Genomic DNA, 24,018 nt, shown 5'->3' with positions numbered 1-24,018 from the left:
TACTACGGGATCAGGATGAACTTCCCGATCGGGTGCGCGGCCTTCAGCTCGGTGTGCGCCCGCGCGGCGTCGGCGAGCGGGAACGTCTTGGCGACCGCGTTCACCAGCTTTCCCTCGCCTGCGAGGTCCAGCAGCGGGCCGCGGACCTCGTCGCGAATGCGGGCACTGTCCGGGTCGGGCCCGCCGATCGCGAGGAAGCCGTCCTGCACTGCGCGGCCGAATCCCGCGATGGTCACGATCCGCTTCCGGTCGGCGACGAGGTCGAGGGAGACGTCCGCCGCCTCGTCGGTGCCGACGGTGTCGATGGCCGCGCTCACGCCGTCCGGCGCCAGCGCGCGCACTCGGTCCGCGAGCCCGTCGCCGTATTCGACGGGGGTCGCGCCGAGCCCGCGCAGGTACTCATGGTTGGCGGCCCGCGCGGTGCCGATCACGGTGGCGCCGCGGAGCCGCGCGAGTTGCACCGCCAGCAGCCCGACCCCGCCGGCCGCTCCATGGATCAGCACGGTGTCGCCCGCGGCGACACCGATGCGCTCGACGGCGTCCCACGCCGTCGCGCCCGTGAGCAGCAGCCCGGCGGCGTCCTCCCAGCCCAGATCCGCGGGCTTCGGGAGCACCGCCTGGGCCGACTGGATAGCCGAGGAGGCGTAGACGCCGTCACCCCGGTAGACGACGACCTCGTCGCCGACGGCGATCGGGCCCCTCGGTCCGACGGCGTCGGGACCGACCGCGGTCACCACCCCGGCACCCTCGCTCCCGACGGTCTGCGGCAGCGTCGACGGATCGTCGCCGAACGCTCCGCTGTAGAGCTTGTAGTCGATGGGGTTGACGCCGATCGCCCGGAACTCGACGACCACCTCGCCCGGCCCCGGAGCGGGCAGCTCCCGCTCGATCACCTCGAGGACCTCCGGCCCTCCGAACGCCTGTGCCACCACTACTTTCGCCATGAGTGTTCCAACCGCCGCCGGTCGCCGGCAATTCCGTCTCGAATCACCCCGACCGAAATCCGGTACCGCACGGCTCAGCCGCGCACTACCGTGCGTCGACAGTGATCACTCGACGACCAACAGAACGGATGGAGTGCGCCATGGCTGTGACGCAGCAGCTGGCACGGGTAACACGCGAACACCTCGCGACGTGCTCGCGCTCTGTCGACGTGCTCGATCGGCTGTGCTCGTTCGACGGCCCCGACGAGGACTACCTCGACCTGAACTGGGCGCCCCGCTACATCGCCCGAGCACTCACCCTGTCCGGCTCGCCGGCGGCGGAGGTCGCCCTACTCGACCTCGCGTGGGCGGGTGCGTACGAAGTCAATCCGTCCTATCGGGAGCCGTTCCTCCCCGTCATGGAGGCGCCGCGGGCTATCGGCCCCGACGATGTTCCCGCTGTCGCGAGGCGCCTCGCGTCAATCGACATCAATCACACCGCGCGCGCGATCTCGACCGACCCCGCGCAAGCCGAGCGGGAACTCGGGTTCGAGGCACCGACCGATCCGCGCGGATACATCGCCGATCATTTCCACGCGCTCCGCGACTTCTACGTAGAGGCTGCGGGACGGCGACTCGCGGTGGTCGTCTGGTCGGACTGATCGTCAGATCTCGCGGGCGCCGATCAGGGCGTCGGAGATGATGCCGGTGGCCCGCTGCAGGGCGGGGATCGCGCGGTCGACGAAGTCGGCGCTGAGCCGCGAGACCGGGCCCGAGATGCCGACGGCCATCGGGGTCGGGGCGCCGGGCACCGCCATGGCGTAGCAGCGCACCCCCACCTCCTGCTCCTCGTCGTCGATCGAATAGCCGCGCGCGCGGATCTTCTCCACCTCGGCGAAGACGCCGGACAAGGTGCTCACACTGTTCGCGGTCGGCGCGGGGATCCCGGCCTGGCCGACGAGTTTGACGATGCGTGCGTCGTCGAGCTCGGCGAGCACCGCCTTGCCGACTCCACTGTTGTGCAGGTTGACCCGGCGACCGGCCTCGTTGTTGGTGCGCATGCTGTGCTGCGAAGGAACCTGTCCCGTGTAGATGACCATGTCGCCGTCGAGGACCGCGAGGCTCGCCGTCTCCTCGAGCTCGTCGACCAGCGCCTGGAGCACGGGCACGGCCACGGCGCCGAGCTGGCGGTTGGCGACCTCGCCGAGGCGGATGAGTCGGGGCCCGAGTGCGTACCGCCGGTTGGGCAGCTGCCGGACGTAGCCGATGCCCACGAGCGTGCGGAGCAAACGGTGGATCGTGGGTGGAGGGAGCGGCGTGCCCGCGGACAGTTCGCTCAGCGAGCACTCGCCGCCGGCGCGCCCCATGAGCTCGAGCAACTCGAAAGCGCGCTCCACCGACTGCACACCGGAGGTGGACTTCCCCGCCATGATCGCCTCCCCGAACGTCTGATCGTTTGCTGTTCCAATCCCGACGGTACGCTCACAATTCCATCCTGCGTTCCGTATTGCGGTATTGATTTCGATCCACGGCCGACGAGGCAGGTGAACCACGCCTGCCGACCGAAAGTCATCCGCCACGATACGGAACGGCATTCGAAGCCTCGGCTCGCGACGAAACGCTCTCGATCCACCGGTCTCGTCCGGCAAGCGTTGTCGCCCGGCGGAAGTCGCCGAGAATCGCGCAGAACTTCTCCTTGACAGCCCCCAGGCCGCATGCTTCACTCAACGTGATCGGAATCACATTTCCGATGGGCGGAACGCAAATCTGCGGAGCCCCACGCGATCGCCACCACGCGTCGCCTTCGATCAGCCCCACTTCGCCGCCGCTCCCCGGAGCGCCTGAACGCGACGGGCCCCGCCCGGCGTTTCGGACCGAGAGGACCACCATGACCAGCCAGCAAGAACAGAACGGGGCCGACGAACGCGTCGAGAGCCCGGCGAGTTCGCAGTTCCTGGACCGCTTCTTCGAGATCACCCGCCGCGGCTCGACGATCCCCCGGGAGATCCGGGGCGGCCTCGTCACCTTCGTGGCGATGGCCTACATCGTCGTGCTGAACCCCCTGATCCTGAGCAGCTCGTCCGATGCGCTCGAGGGCAAGCTCGGATTCGTCCAGGTCACCGCCGTGACGGGCCTGACGGCGGGCGTCATCACGATCCTCTTCGGCCTGGTCGCGCGCCTCCCCTTCGCGCTCGCCGCCGGTCTCGGCATGAACTCCTTCCTCGCGGTCGCGGTCGTCAAGGACGTCACGTGGCCGGAGGCGATGGGCCTGGTGATCATCAACGGCGTGATCATCGTGGTACTCGGCGCCACCGGCATCCGGACGGCGATCTTCCGGGCGGTCCCGGCCGAGCTCAAGACCGCGATCACGGTGGGCATCGGCCTGTTCATCGCTTTCATCGGGTTCGTGAACTCGGGTTTCGTCACGCGCACCCCGGCCGGCCCGCCGGTCCAGCTCGGCCACGACGGCTCGATCGAAACGCTTCCCACCGCGATCTTCATCTTCGCCCTGCTGCTGATCGCCGTGCTCATCGCCCGCCGTGTCCCCGGGGCCATCCTCATCGGCATGGTCGTCGCGACCCTCGCCGCGATCGTCGTGCAGCACTTCGCCAAGCTCGGCACTGTCGGCGACCCGACGCACCCCGACCCGAAGGGCTGGAACCTCAGCGCACCTGAGCTGCCCAGCCAGATCGTCGCGCTGCCCGACTTCAGCCTCGTCGGACAGTTCGACCTGTTCGGGGCGTTCGAGCGGGTCGGTGCACTGGCGGCCACGATGCTGGTGTTCACGCTGGTCTTCACCAACTTCTTCGACGCCATGGGCTCGATGACCGGCCTCGCCCGCCAGGCCGGCGTCGGCCAGCCCGACGGGACCTTCCCCCGCATCCGGTCCGCCTTCGTCATCGAAGGCATGGGCGCGGTCGCCGGCGGCGCGACGTCCGGCTCGTCGAACACCGTCTTCGTCGACTCGGCGTCCGGCATCGCGGAGGGCGCGCGCACCGGCCTGGCCGCCTGCGTGACCGGCGTGCTGTTCCTGGGATCGATGTTCTTCGCGCCGCTCATCGGCGTGATCCCGATGGAGGTCGGCGCGGCGGCCCTGGTGGTGGTCGGATCGATGATGGTGGCACAGATCCGGGAGATCGATTTCACCCACTTCTCGGTGGCCCTGCCCGCCTTCCTCACCATCGTCACCATGCCGCTGACCTACTCGATCGCCAACGGCATCGGTGTCGGCTTCATCACGTGGGCCCTCCTGAGCCTCCTCAGCGGTCGCGGACAGAAGGCGCACTGGCTACTGTGGGCGGTCTCGATCGGATTCATCCTCTACTTCGTCCGAGGACCGATCACCGCGTTGATCGGCGGCTGACCTGCAACGACGCAGGGCCGAGCCGGAACGGCTCCCGCATCACACTCCGTGATGCGGAAAGAAGATTCCGAAAAGCTCTTCCCGATGTGACCCCCGTCACCTATCATGAAATGCACTGGATCGTGTTCGCATGGAAAACCAGCGGTCCAGCTCAGCCTCGCAAACCATGCCTGTCGGAACCGCACGCCGCGGTTCAGTAGGGATGCAGCGGTGACCGAAACGCTGACCGGATGTCATGTGACCGTGAACGGTCGATCCCGACCCTTCACCGGCCCGGCACACACGAGTGCCCTCGATTGGCTTCGCGACCAGGGCCTGACCGGCGCGAAGGAGGGCTGCGCCGAGGGTGAGTGCGGCGCCTGCTCGATCCTCGTGGCCCGCCCCGGCGACGCCGACTCCCCGGCCGACCGCACACGCTGGACCGCGATCAACGCCTGCCTCACCCCCGCAGCCGCCCTCGCCGACCAGGAGGTGATCACCTCCGAAGGACTCGGCGCGCCGGACGACCTGCACCCGGTCCAGACCGCCATGGCGCTCCGCGGCGGATCGCAGTGCGGCTACTGCACGCCCGGCTTCATCTGCAGCATGGCGGCCGAGTACTACCGGCCCGACCGGGCCGCGGCCGACGCACCGGAAACAGGAAGCGACGCCTGCCCCGCCCACGACGAGGAGCACGGCCCCAACGGCTTCGACCTGCACTCCCTCTCCGGCAACCTGTGCCGCTGCACGGGCTACCGGCCGATCCGGGACGCCGCCTACGGCCTGCCCTCGGAACCCGCGGCCGACGATCCACTCGCCGCCCGACGTGCTGCAGCAGCCCCCGCCGCCGCCCCGACCGTGGTCGACGGTCCGCAGGGACGGTTCGTCCGGCCCGCCGGACTCGGCGAAGTCCTCGACCTGCTCGCCGGCGAGGACTCCCCCGTCCTCGTCGCCGGATCCACCGATTTCGGCGTCGACGTCAACCTCAAGGGACGGCGCGAGCCCCTCGTGGTCGCCATCGACCGCCTGCCCGAGCTCCGCGAGTTGCGCTGGGAGGAGGACGAACTCGAGATCGGCGCGGCACTGACGCTGTCCGAGATCGAACGCCGCCTCGGTGGGCGCGTCCCCCTGTTGGCCCAGGTCTTCCCGCAGTTCGCGTCCCGGCTGATCCGCAACGCCGCGACGCTGGGCGGCAACCTCGGGACGGGCTCGCCGATCGGCGACACCCCGCCCGCGCTCCTCGCACTCGAGGCCCGCCTCGTCCTGGCCTCGCGCGACGGCGAGCGCACGGTCCCGCTCGCGGACTACTTCACCGGCTACCGCGCGACGGTGCGCCGCCCCGACGAGCTCATCAAGGCGGTCCGGATCCCCCTGCCACTGAGCCCGCTCACCGCGTTCCACAAGATCGCCAAGCGCCGCTTCGACGACATCTCCAGCGTCGCGGTCGCCTTCGCGCTGACCGTGGACGCCGGCACGGTCACCCGCGCCGCCATCGGGCTCGGCGGCGTGGCGGCGACCCCGCTCCGTGCGACCGCGACCGAGCAGGCGCTCGTCGGGCGCCCCTGGTCCGAGGACACCGTGCACGCCGCCGCCGAGGTGCTGCGCGCGGAGGGCACCCCGATGGACGACCACCGGGCCTCCGGGCGCTACCGGGTGGCCATGCTGGGCCGCTCGCTCGAGAAGCTGCACGCCGAGACCACGGCCCGAGAGGAGCTGTCATGAGCCACCTGTCCGAGCGCCCCGCGAACCCCGTCGTCGGGCTCGACGTCCCGCACGAGAGCGCGGCCCTGCACGTGAGCGGTGCCGCCCTCTACACGGACGATCTCGTCGGCCGCACGCCCGGCGCACTGCACGCGCACCCGGTCCAGGCCGACTGCGCCCACGCCCGGATCCTCTCGATCGACACCGCTCCCGCGCTGCGGGTACCGGGCGTCGTCCGCGTCCTGACCGCCGCCGACGTCCCCGGCGTGAACGACGCCGGCGTCAAGCACGACGAGCCGCTGTTCCCCGAGGACGAGGTCATGTTCTTCGGGCACGCGGTGTGCTGGGTGCTCGGCGAGACGCTGGAGGCGGCCCGACTGGGCGCCGCGGCGGTGAAGCTCGAGCTCGAGCCGCTCCCCTCTCTCATCTCGCTGGGCGACGCCATCGGGGCGGAGAGCTTCCACGGTGCCCGTCCGACGGTCCGACGCGGCGACCTCGACGCCGGCTTCGCCGACGCGGTGCACGTGTACACCGGCGAGTTCGAGTTCGCGGGCCAGGAGCACTTCTACCTGGAGACCCACGCCTCCCTGGCCCAGGTCGACGAGAGCGGCCAGATCTTCGTCCAGTCCAGCACCCAGCACCCGTCGGAGACGCAGGACATCGTGGCGCACGTGCTGGGCCTGCCCAGCAACGCCGTGACGGTGCAGTGCCTGCGGATGGGCGGCGCGTTCGGCGGCAAGGAGATGCAGCCGCACGGCTTCGCCGCCATCGCCGCACTCGGCGCCACGCTCACGGGTCGGCCGGTGCGCTTGCGGCTGGACCGCACGCAGGACATGACCATGTCGGGCAAGCGGCACGGCTTCCACGCCACCTGGCGGGTCGGCTTCGACGCGGCCGGCCTAATCACGGCCCTCGAATCCACCCTCACGGCGGACGGCGGCTGGAGCCTCGACCTCTCCGAGCCGGTGCTCGCTCGCGCGCTGTGCCACATCGACAACGCCTACTGGATCCCCAACATCGCGGTGCACGGACGGATCGCGAAGTGCCACAAGACCTCGCAGACCGCGTTCCGCGGCTTCGGCGGGCCGCAGGGCATGCTCGTCATCGAGGACATCCTCGGCACCTGCGCCCCGCGCCTCGGCCTGTCCGCGCGGGAACTCCGGCGCCGCAACTTCTACGGCGACGACCAGACGACGCCGTACGGCCAGCCCGTCCGCCACGCCGACCGCGTCCGGACCGCGTGGGAGCAGGTCATCACCACCGGCGAGGTCGAGGCCCGCGAGGCGGAGATCGCCGCGTTCAACGCGACGCACCCGAACGTCAAGCGCGCCCTCGCCCTGACTCCGGTCAAGTTCGGGATCTCCTTCAACCTCACCGCCTTCAACCAGGCCGGCGCCCTCGTGCTGGTCTACAAGGACGGCTCCGTCCTGATCAATCACGGCGGCACCGAGATGGGGCAGGGGCTGCACACCAAAATGCTGCAGGTCGCCGCGACCACGCTCGGCGTCCCCCTGTCGCGCGTCCGCCTGGCTCCGACGCGGACGGACAAGGTGCCCAACACCTCCGCCACCGCCGCGAGCTCCGGCGCCGACCTCAACGGCGGCGCGGTGAAGAACGCGTGCGAGCAGATCCGCGACCGCCTCGCCGGCGTCGCCGCGTCACTCATCGGCACGAATCCCTCCGACGTGCGGTTCAGCGAGGGGACCATCAGCGGGCTCGGCGCCTCCGCGCAGAAGCTCAGCTGGGAGGAGGTCGTGCACGCCGCCTACTTCCAGCGGGTGCAGCTCTCCGCCTCCGGCTACTACCGGACGGAGGGACTGCACTGGGACGCCAAGGCGATGCAGGGCGTGCCCTTCAAGTACTTCGCCTACGGGGTGGCGGCGAGCGAGGTCGAGGTCGACGGGTTCACCGGCGCGTACCGCCTGCGCCGCGTGGACATCGTCCACGACGTGGGCGACTCCCTCTCGCCGATGATCGACATCGGCCAGATCGAGGGCGGGTTCGTGCAGGGCGCCGGCTGGCTCACGCTGGAGGATCTGCGCTGGGACGAGAGCGACCGCCCCACCCGCGGCCGCCTGCTCACACAGTCGGCGAGCACGTACAAGCTGCCGAGCTTCTCCGAGATGCCACCCGACTTCCGGGTCTCGCTGCTGGACAAGGCGCACGAGGACGGTGCCGTCTACGGCTCGAAGGCCGTCGGCGAGCCCCCGCTCATGCTCGCCTTCTCCGTCCGCGAGGCGCTGCGCCAGGCGGCGGCCGCGTTCGGCCCGCCCGGGACCGCCGTGGAGCTGGCCTCCCCTGCGACGCCGGAGGCGGTGTACTGGGCGGTCGAGGCCGCGCGTTCCGCCGGTCCCGAGCGGAACGGTCACCGTCGGACCCCCGTCCCGGCGGCCGGAACCGCCTCCGCGGCGCCGGCCCCCGCGCCTCTCGGCTGAGCCCGCCATGACCTGGCTGGGCGACGCCGCCCGCCTGCGTCGGCAACGCGTCCCCGCGGTCCTGATCACTCAGATCGGGGTCCGCGGGCACGCTCCGCGCGAGGCGGGCGCCAAGATGATCGCCACCGCCGACGGCGAATTCGGCACGATCGGCGGCGGCAATCTCGAACTGACGGCGATCGACCGGGCCCGCGAGATGCTGCGCGACGCGGTCGCGACGCCCGAGACGCTCACGCTGCGCCTGAACGACAAGGCCCGCAATCAACACGGGCGCCAATGCTGTGGAGGCGAGGTGGTTCTCCTGTTCGAGCCGCTCCCGGTGGTACCGGCGGTCGCGATCTTCGGGGTGGGCCACGTCGGCCTCGAACTCGCGCGGATCCTGTCCCGCCACGACGTCGAGCTGTACCTCACGGACTCGCGACCCGAGCAGATCGAGGCCGCCGGCGCCCTGGAGCCCGGCGAGGCCACCGTGCACCTGCGGCGTTCGATGCTGCCCGAGGAGGTCCTCGAGGACCTCCCGACGGGCTGCCACGTCCTGATCATGACCCACGATCACGCCGAGGACTTCAGCCTGTGCGACCAGGTCCTGCGCACCCCGGGCCTGGGCAGCGTCGGCCTCATCGGCTCCGCCGCGAAGTGGGCCCGCTTCCGCGCCATGCTCGCCGAGGCCGGACACGACGCCGCGGCCATCGACACCATTCAATCCCCCATCGGGCTGAGCTCCCTGGGCGGCAAGCATCCGGCGACCATCGCCGTCAGCGTCGCCGCCGACCTGCTCGTCCGGTTCCCCTCAGCCGTTCAAGGAGACCACTCATGATCATCTACCGCGCTCAGGTGCTCGACACTCCCGAAAGCCCCTTCGCCGGAGGCATTCTCCGTTCCGCCGACGACGCCGGACTCGCCGTCCGGGACGGCGAGATCATCGATCGGGGCGAGTTCCGGACGATCGCCGACCGCTATCCCGAGGCGGAGGTCGTCGACCTCCGGGACGGTGTCCTGCTCCCCGGCTTCGTGGACACCCACGTCCACTACCCCCAGGTCCGCGCCATCGGCGGCCTCGGGATGCCGCTCCTGGACTGGCTCGACCAGTGCGCGCTCCCCGAGGAGTGCAAGCTCGAGGACCCGGAGTACGCCCGCACCATCGCGGGCGAATTCCTGGCGGGTCTCACCGCGGCGGGAACCACCACCGCGCTGGTCTTCGGCTCGCACTTCGCCGACGCGGTGGACGCCCTCTTCGCCGAGGCCGATCGGGTCGGGGTCCGCGTCACCGCGGGACTCGTCACCAGCGACCACAACCTGCCCGAGCCCCTGCTCAGCACGCCGGAACGGACGTACGACGAGGGCCGCAAGCTCGCCGAGCGATGGCACGGGCACCGTCGATTGCGGTACGCGGTCACGCCCCGGTTCTCGTACTCGACGACGCCCGCCATGCTCGCCAGCGGCGCCGCGCTCATGCAGGACGTGCCGGGCCTATGGTTCACGTCCCACATCAACGAGAATCCCGCAGAGATCGCGGCGGTGATCGAGCAGTTCCCCGGGTCGCCGAACTACCTCGACACCTATCACCGTCACGGGCTCATCCACGAGCGGTCGGTGTTGGCGCACAACGCGCATCCGACCGATCCCGAGCTCGCGCTGCTGGCGAGCGCGGGCGCCGCGGTGGCGCACTGCCCGACGTCCAACTCGGCTCTCGCCAGCGGATCGTTCCCACTGCGGCGCCACCTCGAACACGGCGTCCAGGTGGCCCTCGGCTCGGACGTGGGCGCGGGCAGCGGCTTCTCCCTGTTCAAGGAGGGACTGCAGGCGTACTTCATGCAGCAGCTCCTGATGTCCGACGGGGTGCCGCTCACCGCCGCCCACCTGCTGTACCTCGCCACCCGGGCGGGCGCGAGCGCGCTCGGCCTGGACGACGTCGGCGACCTCTCGACAGGGAGCCAGTTCGACGCCATCCTGGTGCGCCCCCACAACGGCCAACCGCTCGACGTGTGCCTGCGGCACGCGGCCTCGGCGGAGAACGCCCTCGCGAAGATCTTCTCCCTGGCCACCCCCGCGGACGTCGCGCGCGTGTGGATCGGCGGGGACGAGGTCGCGGCCTAGGGCGAAGCGGTCGGACGACGTCGCGAATATCCTTGTGCGAAGCACAGGACCGGCGTAGACTCCACCATACGGAATTTCTTTTCCATTCAGCTCTGACGGAGGACCCATGCCCAGCCGCTCGCTCTCCGACGACGCCCTGGCCTCGATCGATCGCCGCCTGGCCGACACCGATGCGCTCCTGGCCCGCGAATTCCCCGGAGACGACGGTCGCCGGCAGCCCGTGCACACCGTCTACCTGCCGGCCGACCGATTCACACCCGAGACGACTCGGGAGTGGGGCGAGCAGGCCTTCGCGGCGGCCGACGCCGCCGGCGGCCTGGACGAGGTCGCCCGCACCCTGGGCCTCGACGACCGAGATCTCCCGGATCTGGTGCGGCGCAAGCTGACCGAGGAGCCGATCGAGGACATCCGGCTCGATTTCGAGGACGGCTACGGCGACCGCGGCGACGACGCCGAGGACGCCGACGTGGCCCGCGCCGTCGACGCGGTGACGAAGGCCGTGGCCAACGGGTCGACGGCCCCGTTCATCGGCATCCGCTTCAAGTGCTTCGAGGCGCCCACCCGCGCCCGCGGACTTCGGACCCTCGACCTGTTCGTCAGCGGTCTCGTCGCGGCCGGCCCGCTGCCCGAGGGACTCACCATCACGCTGCCGAAGGTGACCACGGCCGGCCAGGTGGAGGCGATGGTCGACGCGAGCCGCGGCCTCGAGACCGCACTGGGCCTGGGCGAGCGCCGGCTCCGCTTCGAGGTGCAGGTGGAGACGCCGCAGGTGATCCTCGGGGCCGACGGCACCGCACCCGTCGCCACCCTGCTGCACGCCGCCGACCGGCGGGTCACCTCCCTGCACTACGGCACCTACGACTACTCCGCCTCGCTCGGCATCGCCGCGCAGTACCAGTCGATGGAACACCCCGCCGCGGACCACGCCAAGAACGTCATGCAGCTGGCCGTCGCCGGAACGGGCGTGCACCTCTCGGACGGCTCCACGAACATCCTGCCGATCGGCGATCCCGCCCACGTGGCCGACGCCTGGCGCCTGCACGCGCGGCTGGTGCGCCGCCACCTCGAGCGCGGCATCTACCAGGGCTGGGATCTGCACCCGGCTCAGCTCGTCACGCGGTTCCTCGCGACCTACGCCTTCTGCCGCGACGGCTTCCCCGCCGCCGCGACCCGGCTGCGGAACTACGTGCACCGCATCGACTCCGCGATCCTCGACGAGCCGGCGACGGCCCGCGCGCTCGCGTCCTTCATCCATCGCGGCGTGACCTGCGGGGCGGTCACCGCCGCCGAGGTCGCGTCCGCCGCCGAGGTCACCGTCGAGACGGTGCGCGACCTCGCCCTGAACCGCCCCACCATCACCCAGCCCGAGGAGACCCGATGAGCTCGTCCGCCCCCGTCTACTACTCGCCGCAGGGCGGCCACCCGCCGCAGACGGACCTGCTCACGGATCGCGCCATCGTCACCGAGGCCTACACCGTGATCCCGCGCGGCGTCATGCGCGACATCGTGACCTCGGTCTTCCCGGGCTGGACCAACACCCGCGCGTGGGTGCTCAACCGCCCCGTCGCGGGCGGCTCGACGACCTTCGCGCAGTCCATCGTCGAGGTCTCCCCCGGCGGCGGCTCGGAGGCGCCGGAGCCGCAGCCCGAGGTCCAGAGCTTCCTCCTCGTCACGCAGGGCACCCTGCAGGTGACGATCGACGACGAGGCGCACACCCTCACCGAGGGCGGCTACGCGTACATCCCCGCGGGCACGTCCTGGTCGGTAGCCAACACGTCCGACGGTGCCGCCGTCTTCCAGTGGGTCCGCAAGCGCTACGAGCCGCTCGCCGGGCACACGCCGAAGGTCGCCGTCGGCAACGAGCGCGACATCGAGCCCTCGCCGATGCCGGGCACCGACAACAAGTGGCGCACCACCCGGATCCTCGATCCGCAGGACCTGGCGTACGACATGCACTGCAACATCGTGACGTTCGAGCCGGGCGCGTCGATCCCGTTCGCCGAGACCCACGTCATGGAGCACGGCCTGTACGTCCTCGAGGGCAAGGCCGTCTACCGCCTCAACGGCGACTGGGTCGAGGTGCAGGAGGGCGACTACATGTCGCTGCGCGCCTTCTGCCCCCAGGCCTGCTACGCCGGCGGACCGTCGAACTTCCGCTACCTGCTCTACAAGGACGTCAACCGCCAGATCGTCCTGTAGCGAGCCGATACGTGAAGTGCCCCTCCCGGCTTGCGGGCGGGGCCCGTCACTGTGGAGCGGAGGTCCGTAGGGTCAGGACAGGGTCGCCGCGGCACGCACGAGTGCCTCGCGTAGGCGCAGGGTGTTCGCGTCGAGCTCCTCCTGGACCCGCTCCTGGCTGACGGGCCACGGGGTCTCGGCGATGACGTCGTGATCGGTGACCAGCGCGACGCAGGCGTAGCCCATGCCGAGCTCGCGGGCCAGCGCCGCCTCCGGGTACGGGGTGGTCGACACGACGTCCCAGCCCTGCGCCGCGTACCAGCGGGACTCGGCCGCAGTCGAGAACCGCGGGCCCCGGATCGCCACGACCACACCGCCATCGGCGACGACCCAGCGCTGGTCGCGGAGCGCGTCGATCGCGGCGGCGCGGGTCGGTTCGGAGAAGGGCTGCGCGAACGAGACCCGGACGTCCTCGTCGTCGTGGAAGGTGTCGTCGGTGCGCCCGGTCCGGTCGACGAGCTGGTCCGGGACCACGACGGTGCCGACGCCCACCGCGGGGTCGAAGGCTCCGGCGGGCGTGGCGGCGAGGATGTGCCGCACGCCGAGGTGGTGCAGCGCCCAGATGTTGGCGCGGTGATTGATCTTGTGCGGCGGGATGGTCCGCTCGCGGCCGGACCGCGTCAGGTACGCGACGCGCCGGCCGTGCGCGCTCCCGATCACCACGTCGTCCGACGGCGCGCCGTAGGGCGTGTCCACCGGGTATGCGCGGGCGTCGTCGAGGAGCCCGTAATAGCCCCAGCTGCCGAGGATCGCGACCGTGGCCTCGGGACCAGCCGGAGCGGTGGTGTCAGACATTCTTCGCTCCTTCGGCGTCGACGGTCGTCTCGGCGCCGGTCGCGGCCGGCGATATCGCATCGGCACGCGGCGGGAACGCGGCCGCGCCGTGGCCGGGGTGCGCGCGCACGTCGTCGGGATCGTCGACGACGAGCGTGCCCTCCAGGACCGCCTTCATCTTCTCCGTGTCGAGCAGGCCCTCCCACCGCGCGATGACGAAGGTGGCGAGGCAGTTGCCCAGCAGGTTGGTCGCCACACGCATCGAGTCCATGAGGCGGTCGGCGCCGAGGAGCAGGGCGACCGCGGCCACCGGGAAGGCACCGACCGCAGCGGCCGTGGCGGACAACGCCACGAACGCGGAGCCCGGGACGCCGGCCATCCCCTTGGAACTGAGGATCAGGATTCCCATGATCGTGATCTGCTGCCCCACGCTGAGGTCCACGCCGACCGCCTGCGCGAGGAACATCATCGACAGCGAGAGGTAGATCGCCGCGCCGTCCAGGTTGAACGAGTAGCCGGTCGGGATCACCAGACCGACCACCGATCGGTCGCAGCCCGCCGCGTCCAGCTTCTTGATGATCGACGGCATCACGGCCTCGGACGACCCCGTGCCCAGCGCGAGCATGAACTCCTCGCGGCAGTACTTGAGGAACTTCCACGTACTCACACCGGTGATGAGACGCACCGCCACCGCGAGGATGAGGATGAAGACGACGGCGGCGCCGTAGCACGCGAGCACCAGCATGCCGAAGGACTTGAGCGAGTCGGCGCCGTAGTTCCCCACGGTGAAGGCCATCGCGCCGAACGCACCGATCGGCGCCAGATACATGATGTAGCTGACGATCCGGAAGATCACGTGCATCGCCTGGTCGATGACCTCGAGCAGGACGGGTTGGACCTTCTCGCTGATCGCCGCGAGCGCCACGCCGAAGAGCACCGCGAACAACAGCACCTGGAGCAGGTTGTTCTTCGCGAAGGCGTCGACCACGGAGGTCGGGATGATGTTCATGACGAAGTCGACGCCGCCCGGCAGGGTCTCGCCGTGCGTCTTCTCATCGAGCGCACTCGCGTCGAGGGTCGACGGGTCGATGTTCAGGCCCTCGCCCGGGCGGACGACGTTGCCGACCACGAGCCCCAGCGCGAGCGCGAACGTGGTGCACACCGTGAACCACAGCAGGGCCTTCGCACCGATCTTGCCGAGAGCGGCCATACTGCCGACCTTGGCGATACCGGTCACCACCACGAGGAAGATCAGCGGCGACACCAGCATCTTGATGAGCTTGATGAAGCCCTGGCCCAGCGGAGCGAGGTGGTCCGAGAATCCCGGGAAGAAGATGCCCGTGGCGATTCCGGCTGCGATGCCGATCAACACCTGGACGAACAGGGATCTGTACCAGCGCTTCTTCTTCGGCGCCTCAGTCGTGGTCATGTGCATCCCTTCGCCGGAATGTGGCGCGGCCGTCCTGCTTCTCGAACGACTACCCGATAGGAGCTTCAGTTCTGGAAGGGCCAGCCCGTCACGACCTTGGGGCGCGGCGGGGCGTAGGTGCGCACCTTGGAGGTCTTCAGGCCCATGCGTACGAGCCCCTCGGCGATCGTCACGGCGGAGCGCACCCCGTCGACGATGGGGACGCCCGTCGCGGCGGAGACCTTCTCCTCCAGCTCCGCCATGCCGCCGCACCCGAGGCAGATGACCTCGGCGTGGTCGCGCTCGACGGCCTCCCGCGCCTGGGCGACGATGGCCTCGACGGCCCGCTCGGGCTCGGACTCCAGCTCGAGCACGCCGAGACCCGACGCGCGCACCGACGCGCAGCGGGCGTCGAGTCCGGCCAGCTTGAGCCGGTCCTCGATGAGCGGGACCGTGCGGTCGAGAGTCGTGACGACGGAGTACTTGTGGCCCAGGTACATCGCGGTCGACGCCGCAGCCTCGGTGATGTCCACGACGGGCACCTCTAGCAGCTCCTGCAGCCCCTCGCGGCCGTGCTCGCCGTAGCCCGCCTGGATCACCGCGTCGTAGGGACCCTCGTAGCGCGTGATCGCGTCCATGACGGCGATCGCGGCGAGGTAGGACTCGAAGTTCCCCTCGCACGAGTCCGCGCCGAAGCGCGGCGTGATACCGACGATCTCGGTGCCGGGCGAGGCCGCGGAGCGCGCCGACTCGGCGATCGCGGCCGTCATGGACTCCGTGGTGTTGACGTTGGCGACGAGGATGCGCATCGCGGGACTCCTAGTGCTTGCTGGGGACGGCGATCGGCTCGCCGGAGACGTCGACGAACGGGCCCTTGCGGTCGGCCACCACGAGGTAGACGAGCGCGCCGAGGCCGGCTCCGATGAACCACGAGTAGTTCGAGACCACGTGGAAGGCGGGCACGAAGGCCATGAGCAGCGCGGCGCCGGCAGTGGGAACGAGCGCGATGACGGCGCGCGGGTTCACGCCACCCTTGTAGAAGTACGGCGCGTCGGGCAGGTCGCAGTACAGGTCGGGCACGTTGACCTTCGACTTGCGGATCAGCCAGTAGTCGGCCATGACGATGCCGAACAGCGGGCCGAGGAGCGCGCCGAGTCCCCCGAGGAAGTACGTGATGACGGCGGGCGAGTTGTACAGGTTCCAGGGCAGGATGATCAGGCCGATCACGCCCGAGATGAGGCCCGCACTGCGGAAGTTCAAGTGCTTCGGGAACAGGTTGTTGAGCGCGTAGATCGGGGCGACGAAGTTCGCCATCAGGTTCACCGCCACGGTGAGCACGAGCAGCGCGAGGCACGCGAGGACGAGCAGCAGCGTGTTCGGCACCGTCTGGACGATGTCGGCGGGCGACTCGATGACCTGTCCGTTGATCTTGAACTGGGCGCCGGCCAGCGTGATCACGATGGCGCCGAACAGCAGCATGTTGAGCGGGATGCCGAAGAAGTTGCCGCGCACGATGGACTTCTTGGACGTCGCGTTACGGGTGAAGTCGCAGAAGTTGAGGACGAAGGTGCCGTAGATCGCGACCCAGAGGCTGGCGCCACCGACGATCTGCAGCCACATGTCGAGTCCCGTCGTGGACTCCGGCGTGGTCCATGCGATGGACCAATCGGCCTTGCTGAGCATCCAGACGGCCAGAGCCGCCATGGTGACCAGGATGACCGGCCCCGCGAAGGCCTCGTACTTGCGGATCATCTCCATGCCGTAGCTGACGATGACGAGCTGAATCGCCCACAGGACCAGGAAGGAGATCCAGCCGAGGGTGGAGAGTCCGAGGAAGCGGTTCTCATCGAGAGTCGCCGCGCCCGGAGCGACCGCGACGATCATGATGCGCAGCACCACCGAGGCGAGGTAGGTCTGGATGCCGAACCAGGCGATCGCGACGACACCGCGGATCAGCGCGGGGATCTGCGCCCCGCGGATGCCGAAGGAGATGCGGCTCATGACCGGGAAGGGCACACCCGTCTTCTCCCCCATGAAGCCGGAGAAGTTGAGCAGGACGAACAGGAACACGCCGCCGAGGCCGAGGGCCAGCAGGATCTGCCACCCGCCGAGGCCCAGCGCGAACAGGCCGATCGCGAAGGCGTAGTTGCCGAGGCTGTGCACGTCGTTCGCCCATAGGGTGAAGATGTTGTAGCCGCCCCACGTGCGGCCCGCCCGTTTCGTCGGCGCGAGGTCCTGGTTGTAGAGGCCGGCGCTGAGCCGGTTCAGCGCGTCCACGTCGGGAACGTCGGCGACGTCCGCGTCACCGAGCCGGATCGGATTCGCCTGCGCCGCGACGCGGGGGGTGAGTTCTTCTGTCATGCTGGGCCTTCGTTCTTGCTGGCTGACCGCTCGAATCTTTTCCGTTGTGCGGAAATGGTGTTCCACTGGTAGCGATAAGTAAGACCTATCTCAGCCACTCTGTCAAGGCCCATGTCGCATGTCGGAATATGATCGCTACACACCGGAAACACCGATCTTGACGAGTGGCGCAGGTCACACCTAGTGTGGCCCCAGGATCGAGACGAAATTCCGCGACTCGGAATTTCTAGCGAAGGAGAACCTGCATGAGCACCGACACCGCCGAGTACGACCTGGTGGTCCGCGGCCGCCGCATCGTCACGACCGCCGGGACGGTGGCGCGCGAGGTCGGCATCCGGGACGGCCGGGTGGTCGCCATCGAGCCGCTCGGCAACGGCCTGACCGGCCGCGAGGTCGTCGAGCTGACCGACGATCAGGTGATGATCCCCGGCCTCGTCGACACGCACGTACACGTCAACGAGCCCGGGCGCACCGAGTGGGAGGGCTTCGAGTCCGCCACCAAGGCCGCTGCCGCGGGTGGCGTCACCACGCTCGTCGACATGCCGCTCAACTCCATCCCGCCCACCGTCGACCGCGAGGCCCTGCGCATCAAGCGCGAGGTGGCCGGCCCCAAGGCCCACATCGACGTCGGCTTCTGGGGCGGCGCCGTCCCGGGCAACAAGGGCGAGCTGCGCGGGCTGCACGACGACGGCGTGTTCGGCTTCAAGTGCTTCCTGCTGCACTCGGGTGTCGACGAGTTCCCCCACCTCACCGCCGATGAGATGGAGGAGGACATGGCCGAGCTGGCCACGTTCGACTCGCTGATGATCGTGCACGCCGAGGACTCGCGCGCCATCGACCACGCACCGGAGCCCGAGGGCGACAAGTACTCGAAGTTCCTCGCCTCCCGCCCCCGCGGCGCGGAGAACGTGGCCATCGCCGATGTCATCGAGCGCGCCCGCTGGACCGGGGCGCGAGCGCACATCCTGCACCTCTCCTCGTCGGACGCGCTGCCGATGATCGCGACCGCCCGCCGCGACGGGGTCAAGCTCACGGTCGAGACCTGCCCGCACTACCTCACGCTGCTCGCCGAGGAGATCCCCAACGGCGGCACCGCCTTCAAGTGCTGCCCGCCGATCCGCGAGGCCTCGAACCGGGAACTCCTGTGGCAGGGCCTGCTGGACGGAACCATCGACTGCATCGTCTCCGACCACTCCCCCTCGACTATCGACCTCAAGGACGTCGAGAACGGCGACTTCGGCGTGGCCTGGGGCGGCGTCGCGTCGTTGCAGCTGGGCCTGCAGCTCATCTGGACCGAGGCCAAGAAGCGCGGGATCTCCCTCGAGCAGGTCCTCGAGTGGATGTCGGCGAACCCGGCGAAGCTGGCCGGCATGACCCGCAAGGGCCGGATCGCCCTCGGCTTCGACGCCGACTTCGCGATCTTCGAGCCGGAGGCCGCGCAGGTCGTCGACGTGCACCACCTGCACCACAAGAACGCGATCTCACCGTACGACGGCCGCGCCCTCGCCGGCGTGGTCAGCGGAACGTGGCTCCGCGGCGAGAAGATCGACTTCGAGACCCCCCACGGTCGCCTGCTCCGCCGCGGCGAGGCCTGACCTCCGGCTCCCCGGCTACGGACGACTCGCCAAGATCCGGCTCAGGTAGTCCGGGGTGCCTTCGATCCGCTGTAGGTGCGGGTACCGCAGGCCGCCGTGGTAGTCGATCTCGACCGTCCGCGTCTGGTCGAAGTCCTTCACCTGCAGCCGGATCGGGGCGGGGTTCGTCTTGGCCGCCTCGATCGCGGTCTGCATCGTGGCCTGGGAGTACGCGGCGTCGTTGACCGACAGCACCGTCATCCCCGTCCCGACCTTCGCCTTGAACGCGGGTCCGTCCCACCGCACATCGGTGACCTTGCCCGTCGCGGACACGTTGAGGCCGATCGAGTAGGTGTAGTTGGCGGCACCCTCCGCCGCCTTCTTCTGCTCCGCCAGGAAGGGGCCGGGGTTGTTGTCGTAGACCAACTTCCACCCCGTCTTCTCGACGCTCGAGGCGAACGACTCCTTGCCGTCGAGGCGATCGCGCAGGTACGTCGCCCAGTCGTCGGCGACCACACCGTTCAGCGTCGCGACGACCTTGTCGAAGTCGTAGGTGTTCTGCGTCTTCCACGTCTCGGCGTCGACGCCGAAGAAGGCGCGGGCGAAGTCGTCGAGCGACTTCGTGTCGCCCGTCAGTTCGCGGATGCGCGCGTCCACGCCCAGCCACACGAGCTGACCGCCCTGGTAGTAGTCCTCGCTGAGCTGCCAGGACCGGTACGGCTTGGTGCGGCGCTGCGCGATGATCGGATCGTTCGTGGTGTCCTGCAGGCTCCGCCAGCTCAGGCCCGGGCGGCCGTCGGTGTACGTGGCGACCACGGATGCCAGCGCATCGCGGGAGACCTCCGCCGGCCGCAGCCCCGCCCGACCGGTCAGCACGTTGCCCCAGTACTGGGTCTGACCCTCGTACACCCACATCAGGCTGTCCTGCATGGGCGTGTTGAAGTCGGGCGTCCACAGGTCGGCCGGGCGCCGGAACTTGCCGTTCCACGAGTGCGTGTACTCATGGCCGAGCAGATCGTCGCTCCCCACCGCGGGGTTCCACCCCGTGAAGTAGTCGGTCGGCTCGCCGTTCTCGCTGGACCGCTGGTGTTCGAGCCCGTTGGAACTGAGCTGATCGGAGAGCGAGAGCAGGAAGTCGTAGTGATCGTAGTGCTGCGATCCGTACAGCTTGATCGCCTGCGCGACGAGCGCCCGGTGCTGCTCGATGTGCTCGGGCTTGGCCTCGAGCTGCTCCGGCGCGTCGGCGAAGACCTGGAGCCGCACCGGGACCTCGGCGCCCGGGGCCAGGTCGATCTGCTTGTGGAAGCGGCCCGCGTAGACCGGCGAATCGACGAGCACGTCGAGCGGAACCGTCCGGTAGTCGACGGTGTCGCCGCGTCGGCCGGAGACGTCCAGCGCGGTGCCGGCCTCGAATCCCGGCGGGTAGGTGACGCTCGCGGTGAACGGGATCTCGCTCGCGGGCTTCCCCGCCGGGTACAGGACGACCGCGTTCCACTGCAGGTTGAGCATGTTCGGCGTCATCACGACGCGGCCCTGGGTGCTGTCGGTGGGCGTGAGGTACGAGAACGCCGCGTCCAGGGTGTCGACGCCGTCGGGCACCGTCACCTTCAGCGCGTAGACGTTGAGCGGATCACGCTTCCAGTCCAGCTTCTTCCCGCCACCGGAGAACGAGATGCCCGCGATCTTGTCGATCGGGCCGGAGGGTGAGTGATTACCCGGCAGCCACTGCGGGTAGAGCAGGGTCACCTCGCCCGCGCTGACGGGGATGGATTGCTTCACCCCGATGATGCGCTGCGGCAGATTGGTGACGTCCACCGATACCGAAACCGGCTTCTGCTCCCCTGCGTCCTTCCCCGAGCGGTCCGGCGACCCGCAGGCCAGCAGGCCCGCCAGGAGGACGATCACGATGCTGACGGCGCTGACGCCTCGAACCTTGGACATCCGCACTCCCGACTTCCCGCGAACAATTTTGTTGATCCTACAAAATTGTTTGCGGCCTCGCCCTCCGAAAGGACGGGGTCGCCGCAGCGGGTCCGGACGCCTGCGCGGCGCCCGGCGCGTGGGATCCGCTAGAGCGTGCCCTTGGTCGACGGGACGCCGGTGACCCGCGGGTCCGGCTCCACGGCTGCGCGCAGGGCGCGGGCGACGGCCTTGAACTCGGCCTCGGTGATGTGGTGCGGGTCGCGGCCGTACAGGACGCGCACGTGCAGCGCGATCCGGGCGTTCATCGCCAGGGACTCGAAGACGTGACGGTTGATCACCGTCGAGTACGGGACGCCCGGGTAGCCGCCGATCACGGAGCTGACCAGGTACTCCGGCTCGCCCGTGTGCACGGCGTAGGGGCGGCCGGAGACGTCGACGGAGGCGTGCGCGAGCGTCTCGTCCATGGGGATGAAGCAATCGCCGAAGCGGCGGATGCCCTTCTTGTCCCCCAGCGCCTCGCCGATCGCCTGGCCGAGCACGATCGAGGTGTCCTCGACGGTGTGGTGGGCGTCGATCTCGATGTCGCCCTTGGCCTGCACGGTGAGGTCGAAGCTGCCGTGCTGGCCGAAGGCGGTGAGCATGTGGTCGAAGAACGGGACGCCGGTGGCGATGTCGGTGACGCCGGTGCCGTCGAGGTTGAGCTCCACCACGATCGAGGACTCCCTCGTGGTGCGCTCGATACGGGCGATGCGGTCGGTCATGCGGTCACTCACTTCTGCTCGGGCGCCAGCTTCTCGCTGATCGCGAGGAAGGCGTCGTTCTCGTGGTCCAGCCCCACCGACACGCGCAGGTGCCCCGGGATGTGCATGTCGCGCACCAGGACCCCGCCGTCGAGGTAGGTGCGCCAGGCGGCGGCCTCGTCCGCGAAGCCGCCGTACAGGATGAAGTTGGCGTGCGATTCGATCACGTCGTAGCCGAGCTCCCGCAGCCGCGCGGAGATCCGGTCGCGCTCGGCCGACAGGTGCGCCACCGACGCCAGCGTCTCCGCGCGATGGTCGATCGCGGCGATCGCCGCGGCCTGCGTGAACACAGACAGGTGGTACGGCAGCCGCACGAGCTGGATCGCCCCGACGATGGCCGGCGCGGCCACCAGGTAGCCCACGCGCCCGCCCGCGAAGGCGAAGGCCTTGCTCATGGTGCGGCTCACGATGAGCTTCCCGGCGAAGCGGTCCAACAGCCGCACCGCCGACGGCCCGGCGCTGAACTCGCCGTAGGCCTCGTCGACGATGACGATGCCCGGCGCCGCCTCGATCAGCCGGATCAGGTCGTCCTCGGCGATGAGATGCCCCGTCGGGTTGTTCGGGTTCGTCAGGAACAGGACGTCGGGACGCATCTCGTCGATCGCGCCCACGGCGTAGTCCACGTCGAGCGCGAAGTCCGCGGTGCGCTTCCCCGGGATCCAGTGCGTATCGGTACCGTCCGAGATGATCGGGTGCATCGAGTAGCTGGGCACGAAACCCATCGCGGTGCGCCCGGGACCGCCGAACACCTGCAGCACCTGCTGCAGGATCTCGTTGGAGCCGTTGGCGGCCCACACGTTCTGCGGCCCGACGACGGTGCCGGTGCGCTCGGTCACGTACTCCGCCAGGCGGTTCCGCAGCGCGGCCAGGTCGCGGTCCGGATACCGGTTCATCGCGGCGGCGGCCTCGCCGACGGCCTTGGCGATGTCGGCGACCAACGCCGGGCTCGGCGGGTGCGGGTTCTCGTTCGTGTTCATCGCCGCGGCCACGGGCAGCTGCGGCGCACCGTAGGGCTCCTTGCCGCGCAATGTGTCCCGGATGGGCAGCTGGTCGAGGCTCACGGCCTCGCCGGGCAGCGGGTTCACGCGCGGCCGCCCTTCAGCGACTCGAACCGCAGCCGCACCGCCTCGCCGTGGGCCGGCAGATCCTCCGAGTTCGCGAGCGTGATGACGGTGCCGGCGATGTCCTTGAGCGCCGCCTCGTCGTACTCGACGACGTGCACGCCGCGCAGGAAGGTCTGCACCGACAGGCCCGAGCTGTGCCGCGCGCAGCCGGCGGTGGGCAGCACGTGGTTGCTGCCGGCGGCGTAGTCGCCGAGGCTCACCGGCGAGTGCGGGCCGACGAAGATCGCGCCCGCGGCCCGCACCCGCCGGGCGACCTCGCGGGCGTCCGCGGTCTGGATCTCCAGGTGCTCCGCCGCGTAGGCGTTGACCACCGCGAGGCCCTCGTCGATCCCGTCCACCAGGACGGTGCCGGACTGCGGGCCGCGCAGCGCGGTGTCCACGCGCTCGCGGTGCCGGGTGATCTCGAGTTGGGCGGTCAGCGCCTCGTCGACCCGGTCCGCGAGCTCCGGCGAGGTGGTGACCAGCACCGACGCCGCCATGACGTCGTGCTCGGCCTGGCTGATGAGGTCGGCCGCGACGTGCACCGGGTCGGCGGTGTGGTCGGCGAGGATCGCGATCTCCGTGGGCCCGGCCTCCGCGTCGATGCCGACCAGGCCGCGGTACAGCCGCTTCGCGGCGGTGACGTAGATGTTGCCGGGGCCGGTGATGAGGTCGACGGGGGCGAGCTCGGCACCGTCGAGATCGGTGCCGCCGTGCGCGGCGAGGGCGATGCCCTGCGCACCGCCGACGGCCCACACCTCGTCGACCCCGAGCAGCGCGCACGCCGCGAGGATGGTGGGGTGCGGCAGCCCGTCGAAATCCTTCTGCGCGGGCGAGAGCACCACCAGCGAGCCGACGCCGGCGATCTGCGCGGGGACCACGTTCATCACGACGGACGAGGGGTACACCGCGTTGCCGCCGGGCACGTAGAGGCCGACGCGGTCGACGGGGATCCACCGCTCGGTGACGGTGCCGCCGGGCACGACCTCGGTGACCGTGTCGACGCGCTTCTGGTCGGCGTGCACGGTGCGGACCCGGCTGATCGCGGTCTCCAGCGCCTCGCGGATCGCGGGATCGAGCTCTGCGAGTGAACGCTCCAGCGCCGCAGCGGGAACCCGGACGGTGGCCGGGCGGACACCGTCGAACTTCTCGCCGAACTCGAGGGCCGCCTCGGCGCCGCGCTCGGCGACCGCGTCCACGATGGGCCGCACCTGCGGCACCACCGCGTCGACATCGGTGCCACCGCGCGGGAGCGCCGCGCGCAGCTCGGCGAGCGACGGGCGGCGACCGCGCAGGTCGAGACGGCTCAGCTGCAGATCAGACATGGCCCCATTCTAT

The 24,018-nt window shown here is 70.0% G+C and carries 19 protein-coding genes; 9 read left to right on the top strand and 10 right to left on the bottom strand.

Going from position 1 to position 24,018, the window contains the following annotated elements; translation table 11 throughout:
* Window positions 1-2 precede the first annotated feature (2 nt).
* The gene (locus ACLQ3K_RS13305; protein ID WP_425999892.1) at window positions 3-944 is read right to left on the bottom strand and encodes an NADP-dependent oxidoreductase; all 942 of its coding nucleotides are present in this window, start codon (window positions 942-944) and stop codon (window positions 3-5) included.
* Window positions 945-1,090: 146 nt separating this feature from the next.
* Here ACLQ3K_RS13305 and ACLQ3K_RS13300 point away from each other — a divergent pair, with 146 nt between their 5' ends.
* Window positions 1,091-1,585: a hypothetical protein gene (locus ACLQ3K_RS13300; RefSeq protein ID WP_425999890.1), complete on the top strand. Its 495-nt coding sequence runs from the start codon at window positions 1,091-1,093 to the stop codon at window positions 1,583-1,585.
* A gap of 3 nt (window positions 1,586-1,588) precedes the next feature.
* On the opposite strand, the gene ACLQ3K_RS13295 is transcribed toward ACLQ3K_RS13300, so the two are convergent.
* Window positions 1,589-2,353 carry an IclR family transcriptional regulator gene (locus ACLQ3K_RS13295; protein ID WP_224645080.1) on the bottom strand — a complete coding sequence of 255 codons (765 nt, stop codon included), beginning with the start codon at window positions 2,351-2,353 and terminating at the stop codon, window positions 1,589-1,591.
* Window positions 2,354-2,811: 458 nt separating this feature from the next.
* Here ACLQ3K_RS13295 and ACLQ3K_RS13290 point away from each other — a divergent pair, with 458 nt between their 5' ends.
* From ACLQ3K_RS13290 to ACLQ3K_RS13260, 7 genes are all read left to right on the top strand, one after another.
* A complete protein-coding gene (locus ACLQ3K_RS13290) occupies window positions 2,812-4,287 on the top strand; it encodes an NCS2 family permease (RefSeq protein ID WP_224645079.1) in 1,476 nt (491 codons plus the stop codon).
* A 243-nt stretch (window positions 4,288-4,530) separates the two neighbouring features.
* On the top strand, window positions 4,531-5,988 hold the full coding sequence (locus ACLQ3K_RS13285) for a xanthine dehydrogenase small subunit (RefSeq protein WP_425999888.1): 1,458 nt from the start codon (window positions 4,531-4,533) through the stop codon (window positions 5,986-5,988).
* A complete protein-coding gene (gene xdhB, locus ACLQ3K_RS13280; protein ID WP_425999886.1) occupies window positions 5,985-8,402 on the top strand; it encodes a xanthine dehydrogenase molybdopterin binding subunit in 2,418 nt (805 codons plus the stop codon). Before ACLQ3K_RS13285 ends, xdhB begins: the two co-directional genes overlap by 4 nt.
* 7 nt (window positions 8,403-8,409) lie before the next feature.
* Window positions 8,410-9,219, top strand: a complete 810-nt coding sequence (xdhC, locus tag ACLQ3K_RS13275; protein WP_425999884.1) for a xanthine dehydrogenase accessory protein XdhC — start codon at window positions 8,410-8,412, stop codon at window positions 9,217-9,219.
* Complete coding sequence (guaD, locus tag ACLQ3K_RS13270) at window positions 9,216-10,499, top strand: guanine deaminase (protein ID WP_425999882.1); 1,284 nt, start codon at window positions 9,216-9,218, stop codon at window positions 10,497-10,499. The genes xdhC and guaD overlap by 4 nt, the downstream gene beginning before the upstream one ends.
* Before the next feature lie 106 nt (window positions 10,500-10,605).
* On the top strand, window positions 10,606-11,880 hold the full coding sequence (locus ACLQ3K_RS13265) for a DUF6986 family protein (protein ID WP_425999880.1): 1,275 nt from the start codon (window positions 10,606-10,608) through the stop codon (window positions 11,878-11,880).
* Window positions 11,877-12,698 (top strand): bifunctional allantoicase/(S)-ureidoglycine aminohydrolase, encoded by an 822-nt coding sequence (locus ACLQ3K_RS13260; protein WP_425999878.1) that lies wholly within the window; start codon window positions 11,877-11,879, stop codon window positions 12,696-12,698. Before ACLQ3K_RS13265 ends, ACLQ3K_RS13260 begins: the two co-directional genes overlap by 4 nt.
* A 72-nt stretch (window positions 12,699-12,770) precedes the next feature.
* On the opposite strand, the gene ACLQ3K_RS13255 is transcribed toward ACLQ3K_RS13260, so the two are convergent.
* The 4 genes from ACLQ3K_RS13255 to ACLQ3K_RS13240 all read right to left on the bottom strand — a co-directional run bounded on the left by ACLQ3K_RS13255 (window position 12,771) and on the right by ACLQ3K_RS13240 (window position 17,280).
* A complete protein-coding gene (locus tag ACLQ3K_RS13255) occupies window positions 12,771-13,532 on the bottom strand; it encodes an MTAP family purine nucleoside phosphorylase (protein WP_224645072.1) in 762 nt (253 codons plus the stop codon).
* Window positions 13,525-14,940: a C4-dicarboxylate transporter DctA gene (gene dctA / locus ACLQ3K_RS13250; RefSeq protein WP_425999875.1), complete on the bottom strand. Its 1,416-nt coding sequence runs from the start codon at window positions 14,938-14,940 to the stop codon at window positions 13,525-13,527. Before dctA ends, ACLQ3K_RS13255 begins: the two co-directional genes overlap by 8 nt.
* A 65-nt stretch (window positions 14,941-15,005) precedes the next feature.
* Window positions 15,006-15,728, bottom strand: a complete 723-nt coding sequence (locus ACLQ3K_RS13245; protein ID WP_224645070.1) for an aspartate/glutamate racemase family protein — start codon at window positions 15,726-15,728, stop codon at window positions 15,006-15,008.
* A 10-nt stretch (window positions 15,729-15,738) separates the two neighbouring features.
* On the bottom strand, window positions 15,739-17,280 hold the full coding sequence (locus ACLQ3K_RS13240) for an NCS1 family nucleobase:cation symporter-1 (protein ID WP_425999873.1): 1,542 nt from the start codon (window positions 17,278-17,280) through the stop codon (window positions 15,739-15,741).
* A gap of 245 nt (window positions 17,281-17,525) precedes the next feature.
* On the opposite strand from ACLQ3K_RS13240, the gene allB reads away from it, so the two are divergent.
* The gene (allB, locus tag ACLQ3K_RS13235) at window positions 17,526-18,875 is read left to right on the top strand and encodes an allantoinase AllB (protein WP_224645068.1); all 1,350 of its coding nucleotides are present in this window, start codon (window positions 17,526-17,528) and stop codon (window positions 18,873-18,875) included.
* A 15-nt stretch (window positions 18,876-18,890) separates the two neighbouring features.
* Here allB and ACLQ3K_RS13230 read toward each other — a convergent pair whose 3' ends face one another.
* The 4 genes from ACLQ3K_RS13230 to hisD form a co-directional block, all read right to left on the bottom strand.
* Window positions 18,891-20,795, bottom strand: a complete 1,905-nt coding sequence (locus tag ACLQ3K_RS13230; protein WP_425999871.1) for a M61 family metallopeptidase — start codon at window positions 20,793-20,795, stop codon at window positions 18,891-18,893.
* Between the two features lie 128 nt (window positions 20,796-20,923).
* The gene (hisB, locus tag ACLQ3K_RS13225) at window positions 20,924-21,538 is read right to left on the bottom strand and encodes an imidazoleglycerol-phosphate dehydratase HisB (RefSeq protein ID WP_336670373.1); all 615 of its coding nucleotides are present in this window, start codon (window positions 21,536-21,538) and stop codon (window positions 20,924-20,926) included.
* 8 nt (window positions 21,539-21,546) lie between these two features.
* Window positions 21,547-22,662, bottom strand: a complete 1,116-nt coding sequence (locus ACLQ3K_RS13220) for a histidinol-phosphate transaminase (protein ID WP_425999869.1) — start codon at window positions 22,660-22,662, stop codon at window positions 21,547-21,549.
* The gene (gene hisD, locus ACLQ3K_RS13215) at window positions 22,659-24,005 is read right to left on the bottom strand and encodes a histidinol dehydrogenase (RefSeq protein ID WP_425999867.1); all 1,347 of its coding nucleotides are present in this window, start codon (window positions 24,003-24,005) and stop codon (window positions 22,659-22,661) included. Before hisD ends, ACLQ3K_RS13220 begins: the two co-directional genes overlap by 4 nt.
* Window positions 24,006-24,018 lie beyond the last annotated feature (13 nt).

It is taken from the genome of Tsukamurella sp. DT100, assembly GCF_049844855.1.
Lineage (GTDB): Bacteria > Actinomycetota > Actinomycetes > Mycobacteriales > Mycobacteriaceae > Tsukamurella.
Note: the sequence above shows the minus strand (reverse complement) of the source record. Positions and strands in the feature narration are given on the sequence as shown.

What these genes read in the sequence shown, in the direction of transcription:
- xdhC (WP_425999884.1), top strand. Translation starts at nt 8,410, where the DNA reads ATGACCTGGCTGGGCGACGCCGCCCGCCTGCGTCGGCAACGCGTCCCC.
- xdhB (WP_425999886.1), top strand. Translation starts at nt 5,985, where the DNA reads ATGAGCCACCTGTCCGAGCGCCCCGCGAACCCCGTCGTCGGGCTCGAC.
- allB (WP_224645068.1), top strand. Translation starts at nt 17,526, where the DNA reads ATGAGCACCGACACCGCCGAGTACGACCTGGTGGTCCGCGGCCGCCGC.
- ACLQ3K_RS13295 (WP_224645080.1), bottom strand. Translation starts at nt 2,353, where the DNA reads ATGGCGGGGAAGTCCACCTCCGGTGTGCAGTCGGTGGAGCGCGCTTTC.
- ACLQ3K_RS13265 (WP_425999880.1), top strand. Translation starts at nt 10,606, where the DNA reads ATGCCCAGCCGCTCGCTCTCCGACGACGCCCTGGCCTCGATCGATCGC.
- ACLQ3K_RS13245 (WP_224645070.1), bottom strand. Translation starts at nt 15,728, where the DNA reads ATGCGCATCCTCGTCGCCAACGTCAACACCACGGAGTCCATGACGGCC.
- dctA (WP_425999875.1), bottom strand. Translation starts at nt 14,940, where the DNA reads ATGACCACGACTGAGGCGCCGAAGAAGAAGCGCTGGTACAGATCCCTG.
- guaD (WP_425999882.1), top strand. Translation starts at nt 9,216, where the DNA reads ATGATCATCTACCGCGCTCAGGTGCTCGACACTCCCGAAAGCCCCTTC.
- hisD (WP_425999867.1), bottom strand. Translation starts at nt 24,005, where the DNA reads ATGTCTGATCTGCAGCTGAGCCGTCTCGACCTGCGCGGTCGCCGCCCG.
- hisB (WP_336670373.1), bottom strand. Translation starts at nt 21,538, where the DNA reads ATGACCGACCGCATCGCCCGTATCGAGCGCACCACGAGGGAGTCCTCG.
- ACLQ3K_RS13260 (WP_425999878.1), top strand. Translation starts at nt 11,877, where the DNA reads ATGAGCTCGTCCGCCCCCGTCTACTACTCGCCGCAGGGCGGCCACCCG.
- ACLQ3K_RS13230 (WP_425999871.1), bottom strand. Translation starts at nt 20,795, where the DNA reads ATGTCCAAGGTTCGAGGCGTCAGCGCCGTCAGCATCGTGATCGTCCTC.
- ACLQ3K_RS13305 (WP_425999892.1), bottom strand. Translation starts at nt 944, where the DNA reads ATGGCGAAAGTAGTGGTGGCACAGGCGTTCGGAGGGCCGGAGGTCCTC.
- ACLQ3K_RS13240 (WP_425999873.1), bottom strand. Translation starts at nt 17,280, where the DNA reads ATGACAGAAGAACTCACCCCCCGCGTCGCGGCGCAGGCGAATCCGATC.
- ACLQ3K_RS13290 (WP_224645079.1), top strand. Translation starts at nt 2,812, where the DNA reads ATGACCAGCCAGCAAGAACAGAACGGGGCCGACGAACGCGTCGAGAGC.
- ACLQ3K_RS13255 (WP_224645072.1), bottom strand. Translation starts at nt 13,532, where the DNA reads ATGTCTGACACCACCGCTCCGGCTGGTCCCGAGGCCACGGTCGCGATC.